Here is a 17,867-nt window from a genome sequence, read left to right on the forward strand (position 1 = left end):
AGATGCGCTCACAAGGTCGTTTGTTTAGCCTTCCAGGGCCGCGAGGATGATTTTCACGACCTGCTCCGGGCGGTTGGCGGCCACGTCGACCTTCAGGTCGGCCACCTCGCGGAAGTACGGCTCCCGCCGCCCCCGCAGCGTCGCCGGGGCGAAGGACGGGCGGTGCGCGCTGGACTTCATGCGCTCGGCGAGCACCTCGTCGGGGGCGTCGAGCCAGACGACGAACGCCTCGCCCATCGCCTGCCGTACCGCCGGGTCCTCCACCACGCTGGCCGCGGCGGCGATCACCTTGGGCGCGCCCTCGAGCTCGGTGAGCACGTGCCGCGCCTCCCGCTCGTGCAGCACGCCGACGTCGCGGGACATCTCCGCCGCGGTGGCACCGTACTGTCCGGCGAGCCAGTCGTCGCTGTCGCTCATCGGCAGGCCGAGGGCCCGGCTCAGCAGGTTCGCCACCGTGCTCTTGCCCGAGCCCATGAGGCCGACCACGACGACGGGTTTGATTTTCGACATGGGGATAGAGGTTCCTCGGTGCTAAGGAGGTAATCCGATGACCATCGCAGGGAGCATCTTCCTCATCATGCTCGGCGCGGTCCTCACGTGGGCGGTGGAATTCGACATCGCCGGACTCGACATCAACATAGTCGGCGTCATCCTCATGCTCGGGGGGATCGCGCTGCTGCTGTTCGGGCTCTACAGGGTCAAGGTGACCCGGGAGATCGTCCGTCCCGTGGGCCCGGAGACGCAGCGGGAGACGGTGTACGAAGAGCGCCGGTACGTCGACCCGGAGGTGTGACATGCCAGCTCGTGAAGAACTTCCCTCGACCATCGCCAGGTCGCCCAAGAAGGCGCAGGAGACCTGGATCAAGGCGCACGACAACGCGGTCAAGACGTACGGCGAGGGCCAGCGCGCCCACCGGACCGCCTTCGCGGCGCTGAAGCACTCCTTCGAGAAGGTGGGCGACCACTGGGAGCCGAAGGGCAGGAAGGGGCCCTCGGACGCGCAGGCCAAGAAGAGCACGCCGCGCGCCGGCAAGACCGCCGAGGGCGTCGACGCCAACGCCAGCAAGGAGCACCTGTACGGCGTCGCCTCCCGGCTGGGCATCGCCGGGCGGTCGCGCATGACCAAGGCCCAGCTGGTGGACGCCATCAAGAAGGCCAACCGCAAGGCCACCGCCAAGGCGCGCGGCTGACCGCCCGCCGCTGAGCGGGGGACCACGACGGAGGGTGGTCGGGCGGGCCGGGCCCGGGGCGGGCTACAGCAGCCGCTTCACCGCCCGCACGATCGCCTCGCGGTCGATCCCCGCGTCGGCCAGCTGCTCGGCCGGGGTCGCCGAGCCGGGGAGGTTGCGCACCGCGAGCTTGACCACGCGCGGCCCCAGCTCGCACACCGCCTCCAGCACCGCGTCGCCCAGCCCGCCCTCGGGCCGGTGGTCTTCCACGGTGATGAGGTTGCCCGTGGTCTCGGCCGCCTCCCGGAGGGCCGCCACGTCCACGGGCTTGACCGAGTACAGGTCGATCACCCCCACCGCGATCCCCTGCTCGGCCAGCGTGTCGGCCGCCGCCAGGGCCTCGTGCACGGTGACCCCGGCCGCCACGACGGTGGCCCGGTCCTCGGGGGAGCGCCGCAGCACGCGCGAGCCGCCCACGGGGAAGCTCTCGCCCGCGCCGTAGATCACCGGGGTCTCCCCGCGCGTGGTGCGCAGGTACGTCACGCCCTCACACGAGGCCATCTCCGCCACCAGCGCCGCCGTCTGGTTCGCGTCGCACGGGTACAGCACCGTGCTGCCGTAGGCCGAGCGCATCATCGCCAGGTCCTCCAGCCCCATCTGGGAGGGGCCGTCCTCGCCGATGGCCACGCCCGCGTGCGAGCCGACCAGCCTGATGTCCGACCCGCTGATCCCGGCCATCCTGACGAAGTCGTGCGCCCGGGTCAGGAACGCCGCGAACGTCGCCGCGAACGGCATCCACCCGCGCGTCTGCAACCCCATGGCCGCGGCCACCATCTGCTGCTCGGCGATGTAGCACTCCACGAACCGATCGGGGAACGTCTCGGCGAACTTCTCGGCCTTGGTGGAGTCGGCCACCTCGCCGTCCAGCGCCACGACCTCGCCCCGCGCCTGGCCCAGCGCCACGAGCGCGTCGCCGTACGCGCTCCTGGTCGCCACCGTGGCGCCCACCTCGTACTCGGGCATCTTGAGAGGCCCGCCGTCGAAGCGGCGCGGCGAGCGCGACTCCTCCGGCGCCCGCACCCGCACGGTCAGCTCGCGCCGCCCGCCCAGCTCCTCGACGGCCGCGTCGGGGTTCTTGAGCGGCTTGCCGTGCCTGCCCTCGCGGTTGTCCACCTCCTTGACGCCCCTGCCCTTGTGGGTGCGCGCCAGGATCACGGTGGGCCGCCGCCTGGTGCGCACGGCTTCGGCCAGGGCGAAGTCGATCTCGACGGGGTCGTGCCCGTCGATCTCGACGGTGTGCCAGCCGAAGGCGCCGAAGCGGCGGGCGTAGGCGCCGGTGTCCCAGCCGTGGCGGGTGGGGCCGCGCTGGCCGAGCCGGTTGACGTCCACGATGGCGGTCAGCCGGTCCAGCCCCTCGACGCCCGCGTGCTCGGCGGCCTCCCACATCGAGCCCTCGGCGAGCTCGCTGTCGCCGCACAGCACCCACACCCGGTACGGCAGGCGCTCCAGCCGCCCGGCGAGCGCCACGCCCACCCCGACGGGCAGGCCCTGGCCGAGCGATCCGGTGGCGACGTCCACCCACGGCAGCCGGGGCGTGGGGTGCCCCTCAAGCCTGCTGCCCCGCTTCCTGAAGGTCAGCAGCTCCTCGTCGGTGATCGCGCCGGCCGCCTTGAACAGCGAATACAGCAGCGGCGACGCATGCCCCTTGGAGAAGATCAGGTGGTCGTTGAGCGGGTTGCCCGGCTCGTCGAAGTCATAGACCAGATGCCGGGCGAACAACACCGCCATCAACTCGGCCGCCGACATCGAGGACGTGGGGTGGCCCGATCCCGCGGCCGCGGCGGCGCGGATCGAGTCCACCCGCAGCTGCGCGGCCAGGTCGCACAGATACTGGGTGTCGAGCTCCGGCATGGGTCCTCTCCTCCCTGGAACTACCTCCGGTTGCCGGTACGGCGCAGCAGCACGGCGACGGCCGTCCCCGACGCCAGCGCCGCCAGGACCGGCCCGCGGTGCCGGGAGAGCCACAGCTGGAGGCTGCGGGGGTGCGAGCGGTCATCGAAGGAGCCGTGGGCGCCGTGGTCGCGCCACTCGTCGGCCGGCTCCCACAGGTTGCCCGGCCCCCGGAGCGGCTCGCTGTCCGGTTTGTCGCCCTGGACCTGCTGGGACTTCTCACCCGTCCGCGCCAGGTAGCGGTCCACCAGCGCGGGGGCGACGCGGTTGGCCAGCAGCGTCATGACGGTCGGCGTGCCGACCCAGTACTCCTTGCGCTCGGGGTGCTCGGCCGCGTGGACGATCGCGCGGGCGGCCACCTCCGGCTGGTAGATGGGCGGCACGGGCTGCGGGTGGCGGCGCAGCTTGGAGCGCACCCAGTCGAACTGCGGCGTGTTGAGCGCGGGCAGCTGCACCATGGTGATGCTGATGGGGCTGCGCTCGGCCAGCAGCTCCACGCGCACGGACTCGGTGAAGCCCTTGATGGCGTGCTTGGCGCCGCAGTACGCCGACTGCAGGGGGATCCCCCGGTAGGACAGCGCGGAGCCGGCCTGCACGATGGCGCCCCGCCCGCGCGGGCGCATGAGGTCGAGGGCGACCTTGGTGCCCCACACGTAACCGAGGTAGGTCACCTTCGTGGTGCGCTCGAACTCCTCGGGCTCGATGTCGCGGAACCTCGCGAACACCGAGGAGAACGCCACGTTGATCCACACGTCGATGGGGCCGAGGTCCGCCTCGGCGCGTTCGGCGGCCCGCCGTACCTCCTCGTAGACGGCCACGTCGGCCTCGTAGGCCCGGGCGTCGCCGCCGGCCGCGCCCACGTCCACGGCGGCCGCGCCCAGCCCCGCCTCGCCGCGGGCGATCAGCGCGACCTTGGCGCCCCGGGCGCCCAGCTCCCGCACCACGGCGCGGCCGACCCCGCCGCTGGCGCCCGTCACCACCACGACCTTGTCACGCAGCGACATCGTCAGCCGGCCTCCCCGGCGCCGCGCGCCTTCTGGCGGCGTGCGGCCAGCACCATGTCGATGATCGTGATCACCGCGACGGCGCCCGCCACCCATGTGATGACTGGCGCGTGGGCGATGAGTCCGAGCACTCCGATGGCGAACGCGAAGATCAACACGAACGAGCCCACACGGATGTGGACGACGTCGCGCGGGGTCGCGGGCACCATGGGCTTGCCGGTCTTCGAGAACTCCTCGCGACGGATGTCCTCGGGGCGTTCGTGCTTGGCCATGTCGATTCCTCCCTGTCCGCCCCGCCTACCCGGGCCGTTTGCCGGTTAACGCGCCGGGTAGCGCAGCGGTGTGCCCGAGCTGCATCCCAGCGACCAGAACGAGCCGGGGATCGTGCGCCGCCGCCACGGGCGTGGGTTCGCCTACTACTACGCCGACGGCAGGCGGGTGCGGTCCCCCTCCACGCTGCGCAGGATCAGGGCCCTGGCGATCCCGCCGGCCTGGAAGGACGTGTGGATCTGCGCCTCGCCGTGGGGCCACCTGCAGGCGGCCGGGACCGACTCGGCGGGCCGCCGGCAGTACCGCTACCACGACCTGTGGCGCGAGCAGCAGGACCGGATCAAGTTCGACCGGGTGCTGGAGATGGCCGAGCGGCTGCCGGACTTCCGCAGGACGGTGGAGGAGCACCTGGCCCGGCGCGGGCTGAGCCGCGAGCGGGTGCTGGCCGCGGCGGCGCGGATGCTCGACGTCGGCTTCTTCCGCGTCGGCACCGAGAGCTACGACACCTACGGCCTGGCCACGCTGCGCATGGAGCACGTCACCTGCGTCAACGGCGGCGTGCTGTGCTCCTACCAGGGCAAGGGCGAGGTGCCGCAGGAGGTGGAGATCGCCGACCCCGCGGTGTGCTCGGTGATCCGGTCGCTGAAGTCGCTGCGCTCGGAGGGCGAGCTGCTGCGCTACCGCGGCGAGGACGGCTGGGCCGACGTGCGCAGCCAGGACATCAACGACTACCTGCGCGAGACCATCGGCTGCGAGGTGACCGCCAAGGACTTCCGCACCTGGCACGCCACCGTGCTGGCGGCCGTGGGCCTGGCCGTGTCGCCCCGGCGCACCAGGAGTGCCGTGGCCAGGGTGATGAAGGAGGTGGCGGAGTACCTGGGCAACACCCCGGCCGTGGCTCGCGCCTCCTACGTGGACCCGCGGGTGGTGGAGGCCTTCGAGCGGGGCCGCACGATCCCGGTGGCCGAGCTGGGGGCGGGCGCCGACCTGGGCCGGCCCGCCACGCACGGCGCGGCCGAGCGGGCGGTCATCGAGCTCCTGCGGTCCCACGCGGGCGATCGGCCCTGAATCCGGGCCGTTTGGCGGGTTGCCTGCCGGGCATGCGGGCAACTGAGTCGAGGAGGCATCGAACGTGATGGAAGCTCCGCAGTACGTCGCGGCGAGGGTCCAGCGGGCGCTCGCCGAGGACTCCAGGACGCACGAGCTCGGCATCCGGGTCGACGTGCGAGGGGACCAGATGTTCCTGCGCGGCCAGGTGTCGGGCGAGGAGCACCGGCAACGGCTCGCGGCCGTCGCCCAGGAGGTGGCGCCGAACCTGAAGGTGCACAACGAGATCAAGGTCGTCGAGGTCACCCGGCCGGGGGAGGATGAACATCTTGACTGAGCTACGCATCGCCGCAGTGGGTGACGTCCACCTGGGTGAGGACGTCAGGGGACACTACCGCCAACGGCTTGAGGGGATCGGGGAGCGCGCCGACGTGCTGCTGCTGGCGGGCGACCTGACCAGGCACGGGACGGCGGAGGAGGGCCGGCTGGTGGCCCAGGAGTTCCGCGACCTGCCGGTGCCCGTCGTGGCCGTGCTGGGCAACCACGACTACCATTCCGACGCCCAGGACGAGATTGCGGCCGAGCTGCGCGACCACGGCATCACGGTGCTCGACGACGACGGCACCGTGCTGGAGATCAACGGCAGGACGCTCGGCATCGTCGGCGGCAAGGGTTTCGGCGGCGGGTTCGCCGGCAAGTGCGCCAGCGAGTTCGGCGAGCGCGAGATCAAGAGCTTCGTCCGCCACACGCGGACCATCGCCGAGTCCTGGCAGCTGGCGCTGAAGGAGATCGAGGCCGACCGCAAGGTGGTGCTGTCCCACTACTCGCCGATCAAGGAGACGCTGGAGGGCGAGCCGCTGGAGATCTACCCGTTCCTGGGCAGCTACCTGCTGGCCGAGGCGGTCGACAGCGTCGGCGCCGACCTGATCCTGCACGGCCACGCGCACAAGGGATCGGAGAAGGGCATGACGCCGGGCGGCATCCGGGTGCGCAACGTCGCGCTGCCCGTGCTGGGCCGCGCCTACGGCGTCTACTGCCTCAACGGCGGCTGACGTCCTTGGTCTACTGCCTCGGCGGCGGGCTGAGGCCCTTGCCGTAATAGCGAGCAGGGCTCATATTGAGGGTACCCCCCAGTAACTTCAGAGGTGCCCCATGGCCCGTCGCCTGCTCCCCCTGCTCGCGGCCGTCTGCCTCGTGCTGGCCGCCCCCCTTCCCGCCGCCTCGCGAACCGCCGGACCGGTCAGCGGTTTCGTCGACGCCCACAGCCACCTGATGTCCTTCGAGGCGTTCGGCGGCATGCTCATGTGCGGCCGGCCCTTCCACCCCGGCGGCATCGCCCGCGCGCTGGTCGACTGCCTGGACCACTACCCGAACGGCGAGGCGGCCTGGTTCGAGAACTTCACCAGGACCGGATCCCCGACCGGCACCCACGACCCCGTCGGCTGGCCCACCTTCCGGGACTGGCCGGCCCACGACTCGCTCACCCACCAGCAGGCCTACCACGAGTGGATCGAGCGCGCCTGGCGCGGCGGGCTGCGCGTCATGGTCAACGACCTGGTCGCCAACCGGCAGCTGTGCGAGATCTACCCGCTCAAGCGCAACTCCTGCGACGAGATGGCCACCATCCGCCTGGAGGCCAGGCGTACCTTCGAGATGCAGGACCACATCGACTCCTTGCACGGCGGCCCCGGCCGCGGCTGGTTCCGCGTCGTCCGCTCGCCCGAGGAGGCCCGGCGGGTCATCGCCGAGGGCAAGCTCGCCGTGGTCCTCGGCGTGGAGACCTCAGAGCCGTTCGGCTGCCGCACCACGCTCGGCGTCCCGCACTGCACCAGGGCGCAGATCGACCGCGGCCTGGACGAGCTGTACGCGCTCGGCGTGCGCAGCATGTTCGTCTGCCACAAGTACGACAACGCGCTGTGCGGCGTCCGCTTCGACTCCGGCACCCAGGGCGCGATCGTCAACCTGGGCAACCTGCTGTCGTCGGGCGGCTTCTGGCGCGTGGAGAAGTGCACCGGGCCGGAGCGCGACAACACCATCACGCCCGCCGTCCTGCCGCCGGAGCTGGCCCGGCTGCTGCCGCCCGGCGTCGGCCTGCCGGTCTACCCGCCCGGCCCGCACTGCAACGTCAAGGGCCTGACGTCACTGGGCCGCCACATGATCGAGGGCATGATGCGGCGCGGGATGATCGTCGAGATCGACCACATGAGCGTCAAGGCCGCCGACCAGACGCTGGACATGCTCGAAGCCGCCGGCTACGCGGGCGTCATCTCCTCCCACAGCTGGGCGGATCCCGGCTACTTCGAGCGGATCTACCGGCTGGGCGGGATGATCACCTCGTACGGTCACCGCGCCGACGGCTTCACGGCCGAGTGGCGCCGCACCAAGGAGCTGCGCGACCGGCTCGGCCTGACGGGGTTCGGCTACGGCCTCGACGCCAACGGGATGGGCCCGCTGCCCGCGCCCCGACCGGGGAGCGCGGTCACCTATCCGTTCGCCTCCCACGACGGCTCGGCCGCCTTCGACCGGCCGTCCACGGGCCAGCGGACCTGGGACTACAACCACGACGGCGTCGCGCATTACGGCCTGGTGCCCGACTGGCTGGAGGACGGCCGGGCGATCGCCGGCGAGGACTTCATCCGGGACATGGCGGCCGGCGCCGAGGCCTACCTGAGGACATGGGAGGCCGCCATGTCCTCCCCTAGACGTTGAAGATGCTCACGCCACCGGGGCCGACGAGGAATCCGAGGACGATGAGGACGATCCCCCACAGGAGATCGCGACGCGCCAGGATCACATAGATCCCAGCGATAACCAGGATGACGGCGATAATCCACAGCAATGTAGCCATGCCTGGCAACTGCCCTGGGAGCGCGTGTCTTAACATGCCGACCTGGGGCAGGGGCCGGGCATGACCACGTTCGGATACTTCCTGAGCAGCGAGGAACACACGCCCCAGGAGCTGGTACGGCAAGCCAAGGCGGCCGAGCGCGCCGGGTTCGAGGCGCTGTGGATCTCCGACCACTTCCACCCGTGGATCGACGAGCAGGGCCAGAGCTCGTTCGTCTGGTCGGTCATCGGCGCGATCTCGCAGGCCACGTCGCTGCCGATCACCACGGCGGTGACCTGCCCGCTCGTCCGCATCCACCCCGTGATCGTGGCCCAGGCCGCCGCGACCTGCGCCATGCTGACCGGCGGCAGGTTCCGCCTGGGCGTGGGCACCGGCGAGGCGCTCAACGAGCACATCGTCGACAGCCGCTGGCCGCCCGCCGAGGAGCGGCTGGAGATGCTGGAGGAGGCGGTCGGGCTCATGCGGGACCTGTGGACCGGCGAGCTCGTCACGCGCCGCGGCACGCACTACCGCGTCGACACCGCCCGCATCTACAGCCTGCCGGAGGAGCCGCCGCCGATCTACATGTCCGGCTTCGGCAAGAAGTCCGTCGAGCTGGCCGGCCGCATCGCCGACGGCTACATCAGCACCGGCCCCAGCGCCGAGATGGTGGAGCTGTTCCACAAGTCCGGCGGCGCGGGCAAGCCCGTCCAGGGCGGACTCAAGGTCTGCTACGCCGCCGACGCGGCCTCGGCCCGCAGGACGGTCCACCGCCTGTGGCCCACCCAGGGCATCCAGGGGGAGGCCTCGCAGCTGCTGCCGCTGCCGCGGCACTTCGAGCAGCTCGCGCAGGGCGTCAGCGAGGAGCAGGCGGTCGGCTCCAGCCCGTGCGGCCCCGACCCGGAGGCGCACGTCCAGGCCATCAGGCAGTACGTCGAAGCGGGCTTCGACGAGGTCTACGTCAACCAGATCGGGCCGGAGCAGGACGCCTTCTTCGACTTCTACGCCCGCGAGGTCCTGCCCCGGCTGCGGTGAGTCAGGAGTCGTCGCGGCGGCGCAGGTCGAGCAGCGGCTGCAGCAGCCAGAACCAGCCGCCGGTCGCCGCGACGGCGCCGCCGAAGATGGCCGCGGGCCAGTTGTTCAGCACGACCTCGGCGACCAGCGCCACCGCGGCGGTCATGGCCACCAGCAGGAACGCCGATCCGGCGACGCCCAGCCGGTTGGCGCGGTGCAGCATCCGCTCCTTCAGCCCCGTGCGGAACAGCAGCCGGTGCTGCGCCGCCGGGGTGATGAAGCAGACGGACGCCAGCGCCGAGGACAGCAGGGCGATGAAGAACAGCCACCGGCCGACGGTGTCGACCTTGCCCCAGCCCTGCTGGAAGGGCACGGTGAGCAGGAACGCGAACAGCACCTGCACGCCCGTGACGGCCACGCGCAGGCCTTGCAGCAGCTCGCCGAGCTCGCGGTCGACCCGTTCCTTATGGGATTCGCCCGGCTCTCCTGTCTCGATCTGGGTCATGATGCCTCTTTCATGAGCTTGGCGTAGGCGAGCTGGAGCCAGTCGGAGATGGCCACGGCCGTCATCGTGGCGCCGAACAGGCGGGTCAGGCGGGGAGCGAAGACCAGGCCGGCGGCGTAGCCGGTGGCCGTCCACTGCGCCAGGCAGAAGGGGCAGGCCAGCAGCTCGCCCATGGCGTTGCGGGGCTCCTCCTTCAGCTCCGCGGGGCCGCTGACGCCCTGAAAGCGGGTGAAGGGCGCGCGCAGCGGGCTGGTGACCGGGTCCTTGGCGATGAGCCGGGACAGCTTGTGCGTGGAGACTCCCATGACCAGCATGTCCATCAGGCCCACGCGGTCGGGCGGCCGGCGGCCGGTGAGGGCGGCCAGGCCGGACAGCGCCGCGACGGCTCCGCCGTACACGGCCATGATCCGCAGGTAGGGCCCGAGAGGGCCGTGCTGGTAGCGGCGTTCGGTTTCCTTCAGCGCGTCTTCCGTAAGCACATCGGGGCGCTACCCCTCATCGGCACGCCTAGTCGTCGGCGGCGCGGGTAGCGATGAGGCATGGGCAGCCACGGCCATGAGGTCACTGACGCGCTCCTGGACACCCTCAAACGGGCGAGTTCGCGATTGAAGGAGGCCGGCGTGAAGTTCGCGCTGGCCGGCGGATGCGCCGCGTACGCCAGGGGCGCCGCGCCGTCCCTGCACGATGTGGATTTCGTGGTGACGGAGAAGGACGCGAACGTCGCCCTGGAGGCGTTGCGCGAGATCGGCTTCCGCACCGAGAAGCCGCCGGAGGACTGGCTGGTCAAGGCCTACGACGAGGACCGGCTGGTGGATCTGATCTTCCGGCTGGCCGACCGCCCGGTGACCGAGGCGCTGCTGGAGCGGGCCGAGCCGCTGACGGCCTCGGCGGTGATCGTGCCGGTGCTGGAGGCGACCGACCTGGTCATCTCGTGGCTGCTGCCGATGTCGGAGCACGCCTGCGACTACGGCGGCCTGCTGGCACAGGTCAGGGCGATGCGCGAGCAGGTCGACTGGCGGCGGGTGGCGGCGGTGACCGAGCACTCGCCGTACGCCTTCACGTTCCTGACGTTGCTGGAACGGCTGGGCGTGATCGAGCACCCGGAGTGCCCGTACGGCGATCCCACCTGGCCGTGAGTCCGCCGGATATAACCGGACATAAGAGGACCGCGTCCCCTTGAAGGGGGACGCGGTCCCTTTTCTCGGCGGCCCGATCAGAACGTGGCGCCCGGGCCCGCGGGGAACCGGCGGTAGTAGTCGCCCAGCCGGTTGCGGTACTCGGGCTCCTTGAACGCCGCCTCGTCGAACTCCGGCGCGTCCTTGATCTCAGCCTTCGTCCGGGAGACGTAGACGTTGCGCTCCTGCGGATCGATCTGGGTGATCACCGAAGCCGGGAGCATCACCTTCTTGCCGAAGATCCACGGGCCGGTGTCGACGATGAGGTAGCTCTCGCCGACCTCGTAAGTCGCCTCGTCGACCGAACCGATCTTGCCGTCGGTCGCCTGGACGTGGTAGCCGACCAGGTCGAGGGACTTGCTGCGGTCGTAGACATCGGGCCGGTAGTCCCAGAGCTCCATGAGGATCGCTCCTTTCGTCCGATTAATCCGCCAGCTACCCCCTCACCGGGTGCCAAACATCCCGCAAAGTCAGCGCTTGCCGGCCACGCGCTTGGCCAGGCGCTCCCACTCGGTGCCGAACGGGTTGTCGTTGACCATGTAGGTCCAGGTCGCGCTGGGCCGCTTGAGCTCGCGCTCGGGCGCCTCGAACGACTCCAGCGACCGGCGCTCGATCTCGGCCATGAGCGTCTTGTACTCCGCCACGGCCTCGCGGTGGAACTCGTCCAGCGGGCTCATCCGGCCCAGGGCCCGCAGGTGGATGCCCTCGCGCAGGTCGGTCAGGTAGGCCAGGTGCTCGGTCCAGCAGCGGTCCAGGTGGTACAGCACGATCTGCCGGGCCGTCTCCTCCCGCGTGTCCTCCGGCATGGCCGCCCACCGCTCGGGATCGGCCGCGGCCAGCGCCCTGGCCGCGGCGTCGCCGTGCAGGACCTTGTCGCGCCACTCCAGGACCAGCTCGCGCTGGTGCTCCAGCAGGCGGGTGTAGCGCCAGGTGTTGCGGTGGATCTCCAGGCCCACGCCCTCGGCCACCCGCTGCGCGTGGGCCACGATGTAGGCGCCGCGGCGGTGCCGTACCACGCCGTCGGGGTCGGCGGCGGGCGGGCGCTCGTCGGGCGCGAACTGGGTGACGAGGTCGTCCTCCATGCTGACGAAGAACACCGAGCCGCCGGGGTCGCCCTGGCGCCCGGCCCGGCCGCGCAGCTGGTCGTCCAGGCGGCTGGAGGCGTGGCGGCCGGAGCCGATCACGTACAGGCCGCCCAGCTCGGCCACGCCCTCGCCGAGGCGGATGTCGGTGCCGCGGCCGGCCATCTGCGTGGAGACGGTGATCGCGCCCTTCTGGCCCGCCTGGGCGATGATGGCGGCCTCCTCGGCGTCGTTCTTGGCGTTGAGCACGACCGGCTCCAGCTTGCGCCGCCGCAGGAGCTTGGCCAGGTGCTCGGACTCGGCCACGTCCAGCGTGCCGACGAGGATGGGACGGCCGGTCTCGTGGACCCGCTGGATCTCCTCCACCAGCGCGGCCGTCTTGTCCGGGACCGTGGGGTAGATGCGGTCCGGCGCGTCCTGCCGGATGCAGGGCCGGTTGGGCGGGATGACCGCGACCTTCAGGCCATAGAACTCGCCCAGCTGCTCGCTGACCGCCACCGCCGTCCCGGTCATGCCGCACACCCGCGGATACCTGCGGATGAGGCCCTGGACGCTGATCTGGTCGAGCACCTCGCCCTTCTCGGTGGGCGCCAGCGCCTCCTTGGCCTCCACCGCCGCCTGCAGCCCGTCGGGCCAGCGCTGCAGCAGCGCCACCCGGCCCCGCGAGGGGTTGATGAGCTGGACCTTGCCGTCGCGCACGATGTAGTCGACGTCGCGGGTGAGCAGGGCGTGCGCGTGCAGGGCCAGGTTGACCTCGATCAGCGTGCCGGGCTCGTTCTCGTCGTAGAGGTCCACGCCGAGCGCGTTCTCCACCATGGCCGCGCCCTTGGCGGTCAGGTAGACGTTGCGCCCCTGCTCGTCGATCTCGTAGTGGTAGCCGCGCACCAGGGTCCGCACCAGCGCGGCCAGCTCCGGGACCGTGGTGCCGAGGTCGGCCGCCCCGGCCAGCACCAGCGGCACGCGCGCCTCGTCCACCAGCACCGAGTCGGCCTCGTCCACCAGCGCCACCTCCGGCGGCGGCACGATCTGCCGGCCCGGGTCGGTGGCCAGGCGGTCGCGCAGCACGTCGAAGCCGATCTCGCTGACCGGCCCATACAGCACGTCCTTGGCGTAGGCCGCGCGGCGCTGCTCGGGGGTGGAGTTCTGGTCGATGTAGCCCACCGACACGCCCATGGCCTCATAGAAGGGCGCCATCCACTCGGCGTCGCGCTTGGCCAGGTAGTCGTTGACCGAGATGACGTGCACCTTCTTGCCCTGCAGCGCGTACCCGGCCGCGGCCATCGCGCCCGACAGCGTCTTGCCCTCGCCGGTGGCCATCTCGGCGACGTGCCCGTCGAGCAGCGCGAGCGTCCCCATCAGCTGCACGTCGTACGGCCTGAGCCCCAGGGTCCGGTCGGCGGTCTCCCGCACCAGCGCGCAGAACCCCGCGAGATCGGCCAGATCCAGGTCCTCCAGCGCCACCGTGCGGCCGGCCGCCTCCCTGACGACCTTCCGGTAGGGGGCGATGTTCACCCCGCCCGGCCGGTCCAGCAGGTTCTTGAAGATTCCGGAGATCGAGGACCTTTTGCCCGCCACAGTCCCTCCAACGAGTGATACGCCGGGCCTGTTCCTTGGTGACCTTCCTGGTGCCCCCGCAGGGTCCGGTACGGCATGCGCCCGCCGTACCGGACCCTAACTCACCCGCGCTGGTGCGCGGTCAACACCACGACGGCGCACAGCAGCACGCCGCCGCCGATCGCGGCCTGGAGCGTGAGCGGCTCGCCCAGCACCAGCACGCCGAGCGCGGCGGCGCCTACGGCCTCGCCGAGCGAGAGCACCGACGCGGTGGTCGCGCTCACGGCCGTCAGCGCCCTGAAGAACAGCGCGTAGGCCAGCGCCGTGGGCACCGCGCCCAGGTAGAGCAACAGCAGGACCGACTCGGCGGTCAGCTCCGGCAGGAGCCGGCCGGTGAGCGCGAACGGGATGAGGCACGCCGCGCCGACCGCGAAGCCGCCGACCGTGGTGGCCGTCGGGTCGGCGCGGTGCCGCCTGCCGTACAGGGTGACGGCGCCGTACCCGGCCGCCGAGCACAGCGACAGCGCGACGCCGAGGGCCGTGCCGCCGGACCCCGCGCCGCCGTTGCCCGTGCCGGTGGCGAGCAGCGCCAGCCCGGCCAGCGCCGCCACCAGGGCGGCCAGGCCCACGCGGCCGATGCGCTCGCCGAGCAGCACGCGGCCCGCGGCGGCGACCACGATCGTGGTGCCGCCCATCGTCACGACGGTCGCCACGGCGACGCCGGCCTCGGCTATCGCGGCGAAGTACGCCGTCTGGTACAGGGCCATCCCGGCGCCGACGAACGCGATGTGCCTCTTGCGCGCCGCGCGCAGGGAGGTGACCAGCCCGCCCGTGCCCAGGAGGAACAGGGCGCCCAGCAGGTAGCGCCACAGCGAGACCCCGACGGCGTCCAGGCCGCCGGAGGCGAACAGCAGCTTGCCCGCGGCGCCGCCGGTGCCCCACGCGGCGGCGGACAGGCAGACGTAGAGCGCGCCACGGCGCGCGGAAAGAGAGGTTGACAACGGATCTCTCCGGATCGGTGGTCGTGGCAGGAACCCGGAACGCGGGCAGCGACCACCGCCGGATCAGCGGATCCGGCTTTCGAACCAGGAGACGCCGCCCGCTAGGAGGCGGCGGGGGGAGAGATCACGTGGAACGGCACGGTGCCAGCATAACCGCTCACGGCGAACCTGACGTGAGCTGTCAGGTATGCCGGGCAGGCTGACCCCATGACAACCAAGGCCAAGCTCCTTGCCGTGACCATCGACTGCGTGGAGCCGCGGCGGCTCGCGGAGTTCTACTCCAAGATCACCGGCTTCGACGTCACCTACGCCGAGGACGACTACGCGGCGATCGGCGACGGCACGACGAACATCTACTTCGGGCGCGTCCCGGACCGCAAGCCGGTGTCGTGGCCGAGCCCGGACAAGCAGTTCCACCTCGACTTCCGCGTCCCGGACGTGGACAGGGCCGTCGAGGAGTACGTGGCGCTGGGCGCCACCAAGCCGGACTTCCAGCCCGGCGTGAGCGAGGAGGGCACCCGCTGGGTCGTCCTGCAGGACCCGGAGGGCCACCTGTTCTGCGTGATCCCCGAGTAAGCCGTCCCTGAGTTAGCCGGTCCCGGGCAATCAGCCTAAAGGCGGATACGCGCCCGATCTCGGGCCCTTACGCTGGAGCAATGCTTCACACACGGGGGGAGTGGCCCGCATGACGTGGGCCGGCCTGCTGATCGCCCTGCTGGGGGCCCTGGGCTACGCGCTCGGCGCGGCCATGCAACAGTACGAGGCCGTGGCGGAGGGCGCCTCGCTCACGCTCATGAGGCGCCCCCGCTGGTGGATCGGCGGCGTCATCGGCTTCACCGGCGCGTGCCTGCACGCCGTGGCGCTGAGCTTCGCGCCGCTGGTGGCGGTGCAGCCGATCAGCGTCGCCACGCTGGTGTTCGCCGTCCCGCTCGCGGCCTTCATGTACGGGCGCAGGCCGTACAAGGCGGAGATCTTCGGGTCGGTGGCCGTGGCGGTGGGGCTGCTGTGGCTGATGCTGCTGGTCCCCCAGCACCACGTCACGCCGAGGCTGTCCACGCCGGCCGCACTCGGGTTCGTCGGGGTGGTCGCCGCGATCGTGCTCGTCACGCACGTGGCCGCCCGGTTCGTCCACGGGGCGGGGAAGGCGCTGCTGCTGGCGGTCGGCGCGGGGGCGACGACCGCCAGCGTGTCGACGTTCGTGCGGGTGGTCGGCGGCGGCATGGAGGGGGACTGGTCGCGGCTGCTGCACTGGTTCACGCTGGCCATCCCCACGCTGCTGGTCTGCGCCGTGGTGCTGCTGCAGAAGTCCTACGCGGTCGGCTACTTCGGCATCGCCTACGCGGGCGTGCAGGTGGTGGACCCGATCACCAGCGTGCTGGCGGGCGCGATCCTGCTCGGCGAGCCGCTGCCCACGAGCCCGAGCACGGCGGTCCCCGCCTTGATCGCCGCCGCGCTGACCGTCGGCGGCACCATCACGCTGGGACGCCTGGCTCCCGACCACTCCCGGCCCAAGCCGGTGGCCGCCAGCCCAGCACCGGTTCCTGCGACCGCAGGAGCAGATCCGGGCTGACCCGGCCCGCGAGCGACAGTCCCAGGTCGCGCAGCCGTACGGCCAGCGGGTTGCGCCAGCCCGTGATCCGGCAGATCGCCGCCGACCTGGCCGTGACCATGGCGGTCCGCCTGAGCCGGGCGGCCGTGTACCGCTCCAGGCCGTGGCCCTCCGGATCGGCGCACGCGGCCAGCACGACGGCGTCCTCGATGGCCTGGCAGGCGCCCTGGCCCAGGTTGGGCGTCATCGGGTGGGCCGCGTCGCCCAGCAGCGCCACCGTGCCGCGGTGCATGGCGGGCAGCGGCTCGCGCAGGTGGTAGACGTCGTTGCGCAGGATGCGGGCGTTGTCGGCGGCCTCCAGCAGGTGCGGGATCGGGTCGTGCCAGTGGCCGAAGCGCCGCAGCAGCTCGGCCTTCTCGTCGGCCAGGACCGTCCCGGCGGGCAGCGTGTCGGTGGCGTAGAGGTAGACCCACTCGTCCGCCATCGGCATGACGCCGAAGACCAGGCCCGGGCCCCAGGACTCGGTGGTGCGCAGCGTCACGCCCGCGGGTCTGGGCACCAGGGCCCGCCACGCCGTGATCCCGGCGTAGACCGGCCGCGGGTGGCCGGGGAAGAGCTCGCGGCGGGCTGCCGAGTGGATGCCGTCCGCGGCGACGACGAGGTCGGCGCCGAGGTCGGCGCGGAGATCGGCCACCGACTCCACGGTCACGCCGAGCCGCAGGGCGCCCTCGGGCAGCCGGTCGAGGAGCATGCCGGTGAGCGTGGCGCGGCGCAGCAGCACGACGGAGTCGCCGAAGCGCGCGGCGGCCCTGTCCTCGGTCGTCCGGGTGAGCCAGCGGCCGTCCCAGCGCCGCAGGCCGGCCGTTCCCTGGATGGAGGCGAGCCCCCGCACCTCGTCGCCCAGGCCGAGCGTGTCGAGGGCCTTCAGCGCGTTGGCCGCGATGGCGAGCCCGGCCCCCACCGGCTCCAGCCTGGCGGCCCGCTCCAGGACGGTCACCTCCCAGCCGCGCCGGCGCAGCGCGACGGCCGCCGTGAGCCCCCCGATTCCCGCCCCTATCACCGCTGCTCGCCGCATGCCGCCCTCCCGGGAAACTACATCTGTAGTTTCACACTACACCTGTAGTATGGCGCTGTGCTCACGAGGGCGGAACTCGTCGCGGAGACGGCCATCACGCTGCTGGCCGAGCGGGGCATGCGCGGGCTGACGCACCGCGCGGTCGACGAGGCCGCGGGGCTGCCGCCCGGCTCCACCTCCAACGTGGCCAGGACCCGCGCCGCGCTGCTGGAGCTCACGCTCGCCCGGCTCACGGAGCTGGAGGAGCGGGCCTTCGCCGGGCTGCTGACCGCCCCGCCGCGCGTGGCGGACCTGCCCGAGCTGCTGGCCCAGGCGCTGCTGGTGCAGATCCGCGACCGGCGGCGCACGCTCGCCCGCTACGAGCTGGCGCTGGAGGCCACCCGGCGGCCCGAGCTGCGCGCGGTCTACGACCGCAGCGGCGCCCGCTTCCGCGACCCCGCCGTGGCGCTGCTGAGCGCCGGGGGCTTCCCCGATCCGGTACGGCAGGCGAGCCAGCTGGTGGCCTTCGCCGAGGGCGTGCTGTTCTACGCGATCGTCGGCGCGGGCGGCGAGCCCTCGGCCGGGGAGATCGCCCGGGGCGTGCGTGAGCTGCTGGCGGGCTTCAAGGGCTCGTAGCGTGCCTTCTGACAGGGTCTTCTAGCAGGG

Annotated in this window: 22 protein-coding genes; 11 read left to right on the plus strand and 11 right to left on the minus strand. The window is 72.0% G+C overall.

Going from position 1 to position 17,867, the window contains the following annotated elements; genetic code table 11:
• Positions 1-24: 24 nt before the first annotated feature.
• Positions 25-510, minus strand: coding sequence for a shikimate kinase (locus BSB02_RS18190; protein WP_084960173.1), 486 nt, complete (start codon positions 508-510; stop codon positions 25-27).
• Between the two features lie 37 nt (positions 511-547).
• Here BSB02_RS18190 and BSB02_RS18195 point away from each other — a divergent pair, with 37 nt between their 5' ends.
• Positions 548-793 carry a DUF6458 family protein gene (locus BSB02_RS18195; protein ID WP_084960174.1) on the plus strand — a complete coding sequence of 82 codons (246 nt, stop codon included), beginning with the start codon at positions 548-550 and terminating at the stop codon, positions 791-793.
• A 1-nt stretch (position 794) separates the two neighbouring features.
• The gene (locus BSB02_RS18200; RefSeq protein ID WP_084960175.1) at positions 795-1,190 is read left to right on the plus strand and encodes a ChaB family protein; all 396 of its coding nucleotides are present in this window, start codon (positions 795-797) and stop codon (positions 1,188-1,190) included.
• A gap of 63 nt (positions 1,191-1,253) precedes the next feature.
• On the opposite strand, the gene BSB02_RS18205 is transcribed toward BSB02_RS18200, so the two are convergent.
• Genes BSB02_RS18205 through BSB02_RS18215 form a run of 3 tightly spaced genes read right to left on the minus strand, consistent with a single transcriptional unit; the run spans position 1,254 to position 4,395 of the window.
• Complete coding sequence (locus tag BSB02_RS18205; protein WP_084960176.1) at positions 1,254-3,080, minus strand: transketolase; 1,827 nt, start codon at positions 3,078-3,080, stop codon at positions 1,254-1,256.
• Between the two features lie 20 nt (positions 3,081-3,100).
• Positions 3,101-4,123: an SDR family oxidoreductase gene (locus BSB02_RS18210; protein WP_084960177.1), complete on the minus strand. Its 1,023-nt coding sequence runs from the start codon at positions 4,121-4,123 to the stop codon at positions 3,101-3,103.
• 2 nt (positions 4,124-4,125) lie between these two features.
• Positions 4,126-4,395, minus strand: coding sequence for a hypothetical protein (locus BSB02_RS18215; protein ID WP_084960178.1), 270 nt, complete (start codon positions 4,393-4,395; stop codon positions 4,126-4,128).
• A gap of 70 nt (positions 4,396-4,465) precedes the next feature.
• On the opposite strand from BSB02_RS18215, the gene BSB02_RS18220 reads away from it, so the two are divergent.
• The 4 genes from BSB02_RS18220 (at position 4,466) to BSB02_RS18235 (ending at position 8,149) form a co-directional block, all read left to right on the plus strand.
• Positions 4,466-5,461: a DNA topoisomerase IB gene (locus BSB02_RS18220; RefSeq protein ID WP_240506490.1), complete on the plus strand. Its 996-nt coding sequence runs from the start codon at positions 4,466-4,468 to the stop codon at positions 5,459-5,461.
• Between the two features lie 67 nt (positions 5,462-5,528).
• Positions 5,529-5,777, plus strand: coding sequence for a BON domain-containing protein (locus BSB02_RS18225; protein ID WP_084960179.1), 249 nt, complete (start codon positions 5,529-5,531; stop codon positions 5,775-5,777).
• A complete protein-coding gene (locus BSB02_RS18230) occupies positions 5,770-6,492 on the plus strand; it encodes a metallophosphoesterase family protein (RefSeq protein ID WP_206184758.1) in 723 nt (240 codons plus the stop codon). Before BSB02_RS18225 ends, BSB02_RS18230 begins: the two co-directional genes overlap by 8 nt.
• A 100-nt stretch (positions 6,493-6,592) precedes the next feature.
• Complete coding sequence (locus tag BSB02_RS18235) at positions 6,593-8,149, plus strand: amidohydrolase family protein (protein ID WP_084960181.1); 1,557 nt, start codon at positions 6,593-6,595, stop codon at positions 8,147-8,149.
• Here BSB02_RS18235 and BSB02_RS41090 read toward each other — a convergent pair.
• On the minus strand, positions 8,139-8,288 hold the full coding sequence (locus BSB02_RS41090; protein WP_020543887.1) for a GPGG-motif small membrane protein: 150 nt from the start codon (positions 8,286-8,288) through the stop codon (positions 8,139-8,141). The two genes, BSB02_RS18235 and BSB02_RS41090, sit on opposite strands and share 11 nt — an antisense overlap.
• A gap of 60 nt (positions 8,289-8,348) precedes the next feature.
• On the opposite strand from BSB02_RS41090, the gene BSB02_RS18240 reads away from it, so the two are divergent.
• Positions 8,349-9,302, plus strand: a complete 954-nt coding sequence (locus BSB02_RS18240; RefSeq protein ID WP_084960182.1) for an LLM class F420-dependent oxidoreductase — start codon at positions 8,349-8,351, stop codon at positions 9,300-9,302.
• A gap of 1 nt (position 9,303) precedes the next feature.
• On the opposite strand, the gene BSB02_RS18245 is transcribed toward BSB02_RS18240, so the two are convergent.
• A complete protein-coding gene (locus tag BSB02_RS18245; protein ID WP_084960183.1) occupies positions 9,304-9,786 on the minus strand; it encodes a DUF6328 family protein in 483 nt (160 codons plus the stop codon).
• Entirely contained in the window at positions 9,783-10,265 is a 483-nt protein-coding gene (locus tag BSB02_RS18250; RefSeq protein WP_240506491.1) for a DUF1360 domain-containing protein, read from the minus strand. Before BSB02_RS18250 ends, BSB02_RS18245 begins: the two co-directional genes overlap by 4 nt.
• Positions 10,266-10,325: 60 nt before the next feature.
• On the opposite strand from BSB02_RS18250, the gene BSB02_RS18255 reads away from it, so the two are divergent.
• Complete coding sequence (locus tag BSB02_RS18255; protein WP_084960184.1) at positions 10,326-10,922, plus strand: nucleotidyltransferase; 597 nt, start codon at positions 10,326-10,328, stop codon at positions 10,920-10,922.
• Positions 10,923-10,999: 77 nt separating this feature from the next.
• On the opposite strand, the gene BSB02_RS18260 is transcribed toward BSB02_RS18255, so the two are convergent.
• From BSB02_RS18260 to BSB02_RS18270, 3 genes are all read right to left on the minus strand, one after another.
• The gene (locus tag BSB02_RS18260) at positions 11,000-11,362 is read right to left on the minus strand and encodes a PRC-barrel domain-containing protein (RefSeq protein WP_084960185.1); all 363 of its coding nucleotides are present in this window, start codon (positions 11,360-11,362) and stop codon (positions 11,000-11,002) included.
• A gap of 69 nt (positions 11,363-11,431) precedes the next feature.
• Positions 11,432-13,618 (minus strand): accessory Sec system translocase SecA2, encoded by a 2,187-nt coding sequence (secA2, locus tag BSB02_RS18265; protein ID WP_084960186.1) that lies wholly within the window; start codon positions 13,616-13,618, stop codon positions 11,432-11,434.
• Between the two features lie 101 nt (positions 13,619-13,719).
• Positions 13,720-14,598 carry a DMT family transporter gene (locus BSB02_RS18270; protein WP_084960187.1) on the minus strand — a complete coding sequence of 293 codons (879 nt, stop codon included), beginning with the start codon at positions 14,596-14,598 and terminating at the stop codon, positions 13,720-13,722.
• A gap of 207 nt (positions 14,599-14,805) precedes the next feature.
• On the opposite strand from BSB02_RS18270, the gene BSB02_RS18275 reads away from it, so the two are divergent.
• Positions 14,806-15,174, plus strand: coding sequence for a VOC family protein (locus tag BSB02_RS18275; RefSeq protein ID WP_084960188.1), 369 nt, complete (start codon positions 14,806-14,808; stop codon positions 15,172-15,174).
• 109 nt (positions 15,175-15,283) lie between these two features.
• Positions 15,284-16,168 (plus strand): DMT family transporter, encoded by an 885-nt coding sequence (locus BSB02_RS18280; protein WP_084960189.1) that lies wholly within the window; start codon positions 15,284-15,286, stop codon positions 16,166-16,168.
• Here BSB02_RS18280 and BSB02_RS18285 read toward each other — a convergent pair.
• Entirely contained in the window at positions 16,071-17,222 is a 1,152-nt protein-coding gene (locus BSB02_RS18285) for an FAD-dependent monooxygenase (RefSeq protein ID WP_084960190.1), read from the minus strand. The genes BSB02_RS18280 and BSB02_RS18285 overlap by 98 nt on opposite strands.
• Before the next feature lie 57 nt (positions 17,223-17,279).
• Here BSB02_RS18285 and BSB02_RS18290 point away from each other — a divergent pair, with 57 nt between their 5' ends.
• A complete protein-coding gene (locus BSB02_RS18290) occupies positions 17,280-17,837 on the plus strand; it encodes a TetR/AcrR family transcriptional regulator (protein WP_084960191.1) in 558 nt (185 codons plus the stop codon).
• Positions 17,838-17,867 lie beyond the last annotated feature (30 nt).

The sequence above is a fragment of the Thermoactinospora rubra genome (assembly GCF_002093975.1).
GTDB lineage: Bacteria > Actinomycetota > Actinomycetes > Streptosporangiales > Streptosporangiaceae > Nonomuraea > Nonomuraea rubra_A.

Excerpts from the sequence above, each read along its gene's own strand:
- BSB02_RS18190 (WP_084960173.1), bottom strand. The coding sequence starts at position 510 with ATGTCGAAAATCAAACCCGTCGTCGTGGTCGGCCTCATGGGCTCGGGC.
- BSB02_RS18285 (WP_084960190.1), bottom strand. The coding sequence starts at position 17,222 with ATGCGGCGAGCAGCGGTGATAGGGGCGGGAATCGGGGGGCTCACGGCG.
- BSB02_RS18275 (WP_084960188.1), top strand. The coding sequence starts at position 14,806 with ATGACAACCAAGGCCAAGCTCCTTGCCGTGACCATCGACTGCGTGGAG.
- BSB02_RS18200 (WP_084960175.1), top strand. The coding sequence starts at position 795 with ATGCCAGCTCGTGAAGAACTTCCCTCGACCATCGCCAGGTCGCCCAAG.
- BSB02_RS18210 (WP_084960177.1), bottom strand. The coding sequence starts at position 4,123 with ATGTCGCTGCGTGACAAGGTCGTGGTGGTGACGGGCGCCAGCGGCGGG.
- BSB02_RS18225 (WP_084960179.1), top strand. The coding sequence starts at position 5,529 with ATGGAAGCTCCGCAGTACGTCGCGGCGAGGGTCCAGCGGGCGCTCGCC.
- BSB02_RS18235 (WP_084960181.1), top strand. The coding sequence starts at position 6,593 with ATGGCCCGTCGCCTGCTCCCCCTGCTCGCGGCCGTCTGCCTCGTGCTG.
- BSB02_RS18195 (WP_084960174.1), top strand. The coding sequence starts at position 548 with ATGACCATCGCAGGGAGCATCTTCCTCATCATGCTCGGCGCGGTCCTC.
- BSB02_RS41090 (WP_020543887.1), bottom strand. The coding sequence starts at position 8,288 with ATGGCTACATTGCTGTGGATTATCGCCGTCATCCTGGTTATCGCTGGG.
- BSB02_RS18245 (WP_084960183.1), bottom strand. The coding sequence starts at position 9,786 with ATGACCCAGATCGAGACAGGAGAGCCGGGCGAATCCCATAAGGAACGG.
- BSB02_RS18215 (WP_084960178.1), bottom strand. The coding sequence starts at position 4,395 with ATGGCCAAGCACGAACGCCCCGAGGACATCCGTCGCGAGGAGTTCTCG.
- BSB02_RS18205 (WP_084960176.1), bottom strand. The coding sequence starts at position 3,080 with ATGCCGGAGCTCGACACCCAGTATCTGTGCGACCTGGCCGCGCAGCTG.
- BSB02_RS18240 (WP_084960182.1), top strand. The coding sequence starts at position 8,349 with ATGACCACGTTCGGATACTTCCTGAGCAGCGAGGAACACACGCCCCAG.
- BSB02_RS18280 (WP_084960189.1), top strand. The coding sequence starts at position 15,284 with ATGACGTGGGCCGGCCTGCTGATCGCCCTGCTGGGGGCCCTGGGCTAC.
- BSB02_RS18260 (WP_084960185.1), bottom strand. The coding sequence starts at position 11,362 with ATGGAGCTCTGGGACTACCGGCCCGATGTCTACGACCGCAGCAAGTCC.
- BSB02_RS18255 (WP_084960184.1), top strand. The coding sequence starts at position 10,326 with ATGGGCAGCCACGGCCATGAGGTCACTGACGCGCTCCTGGACACCCTC.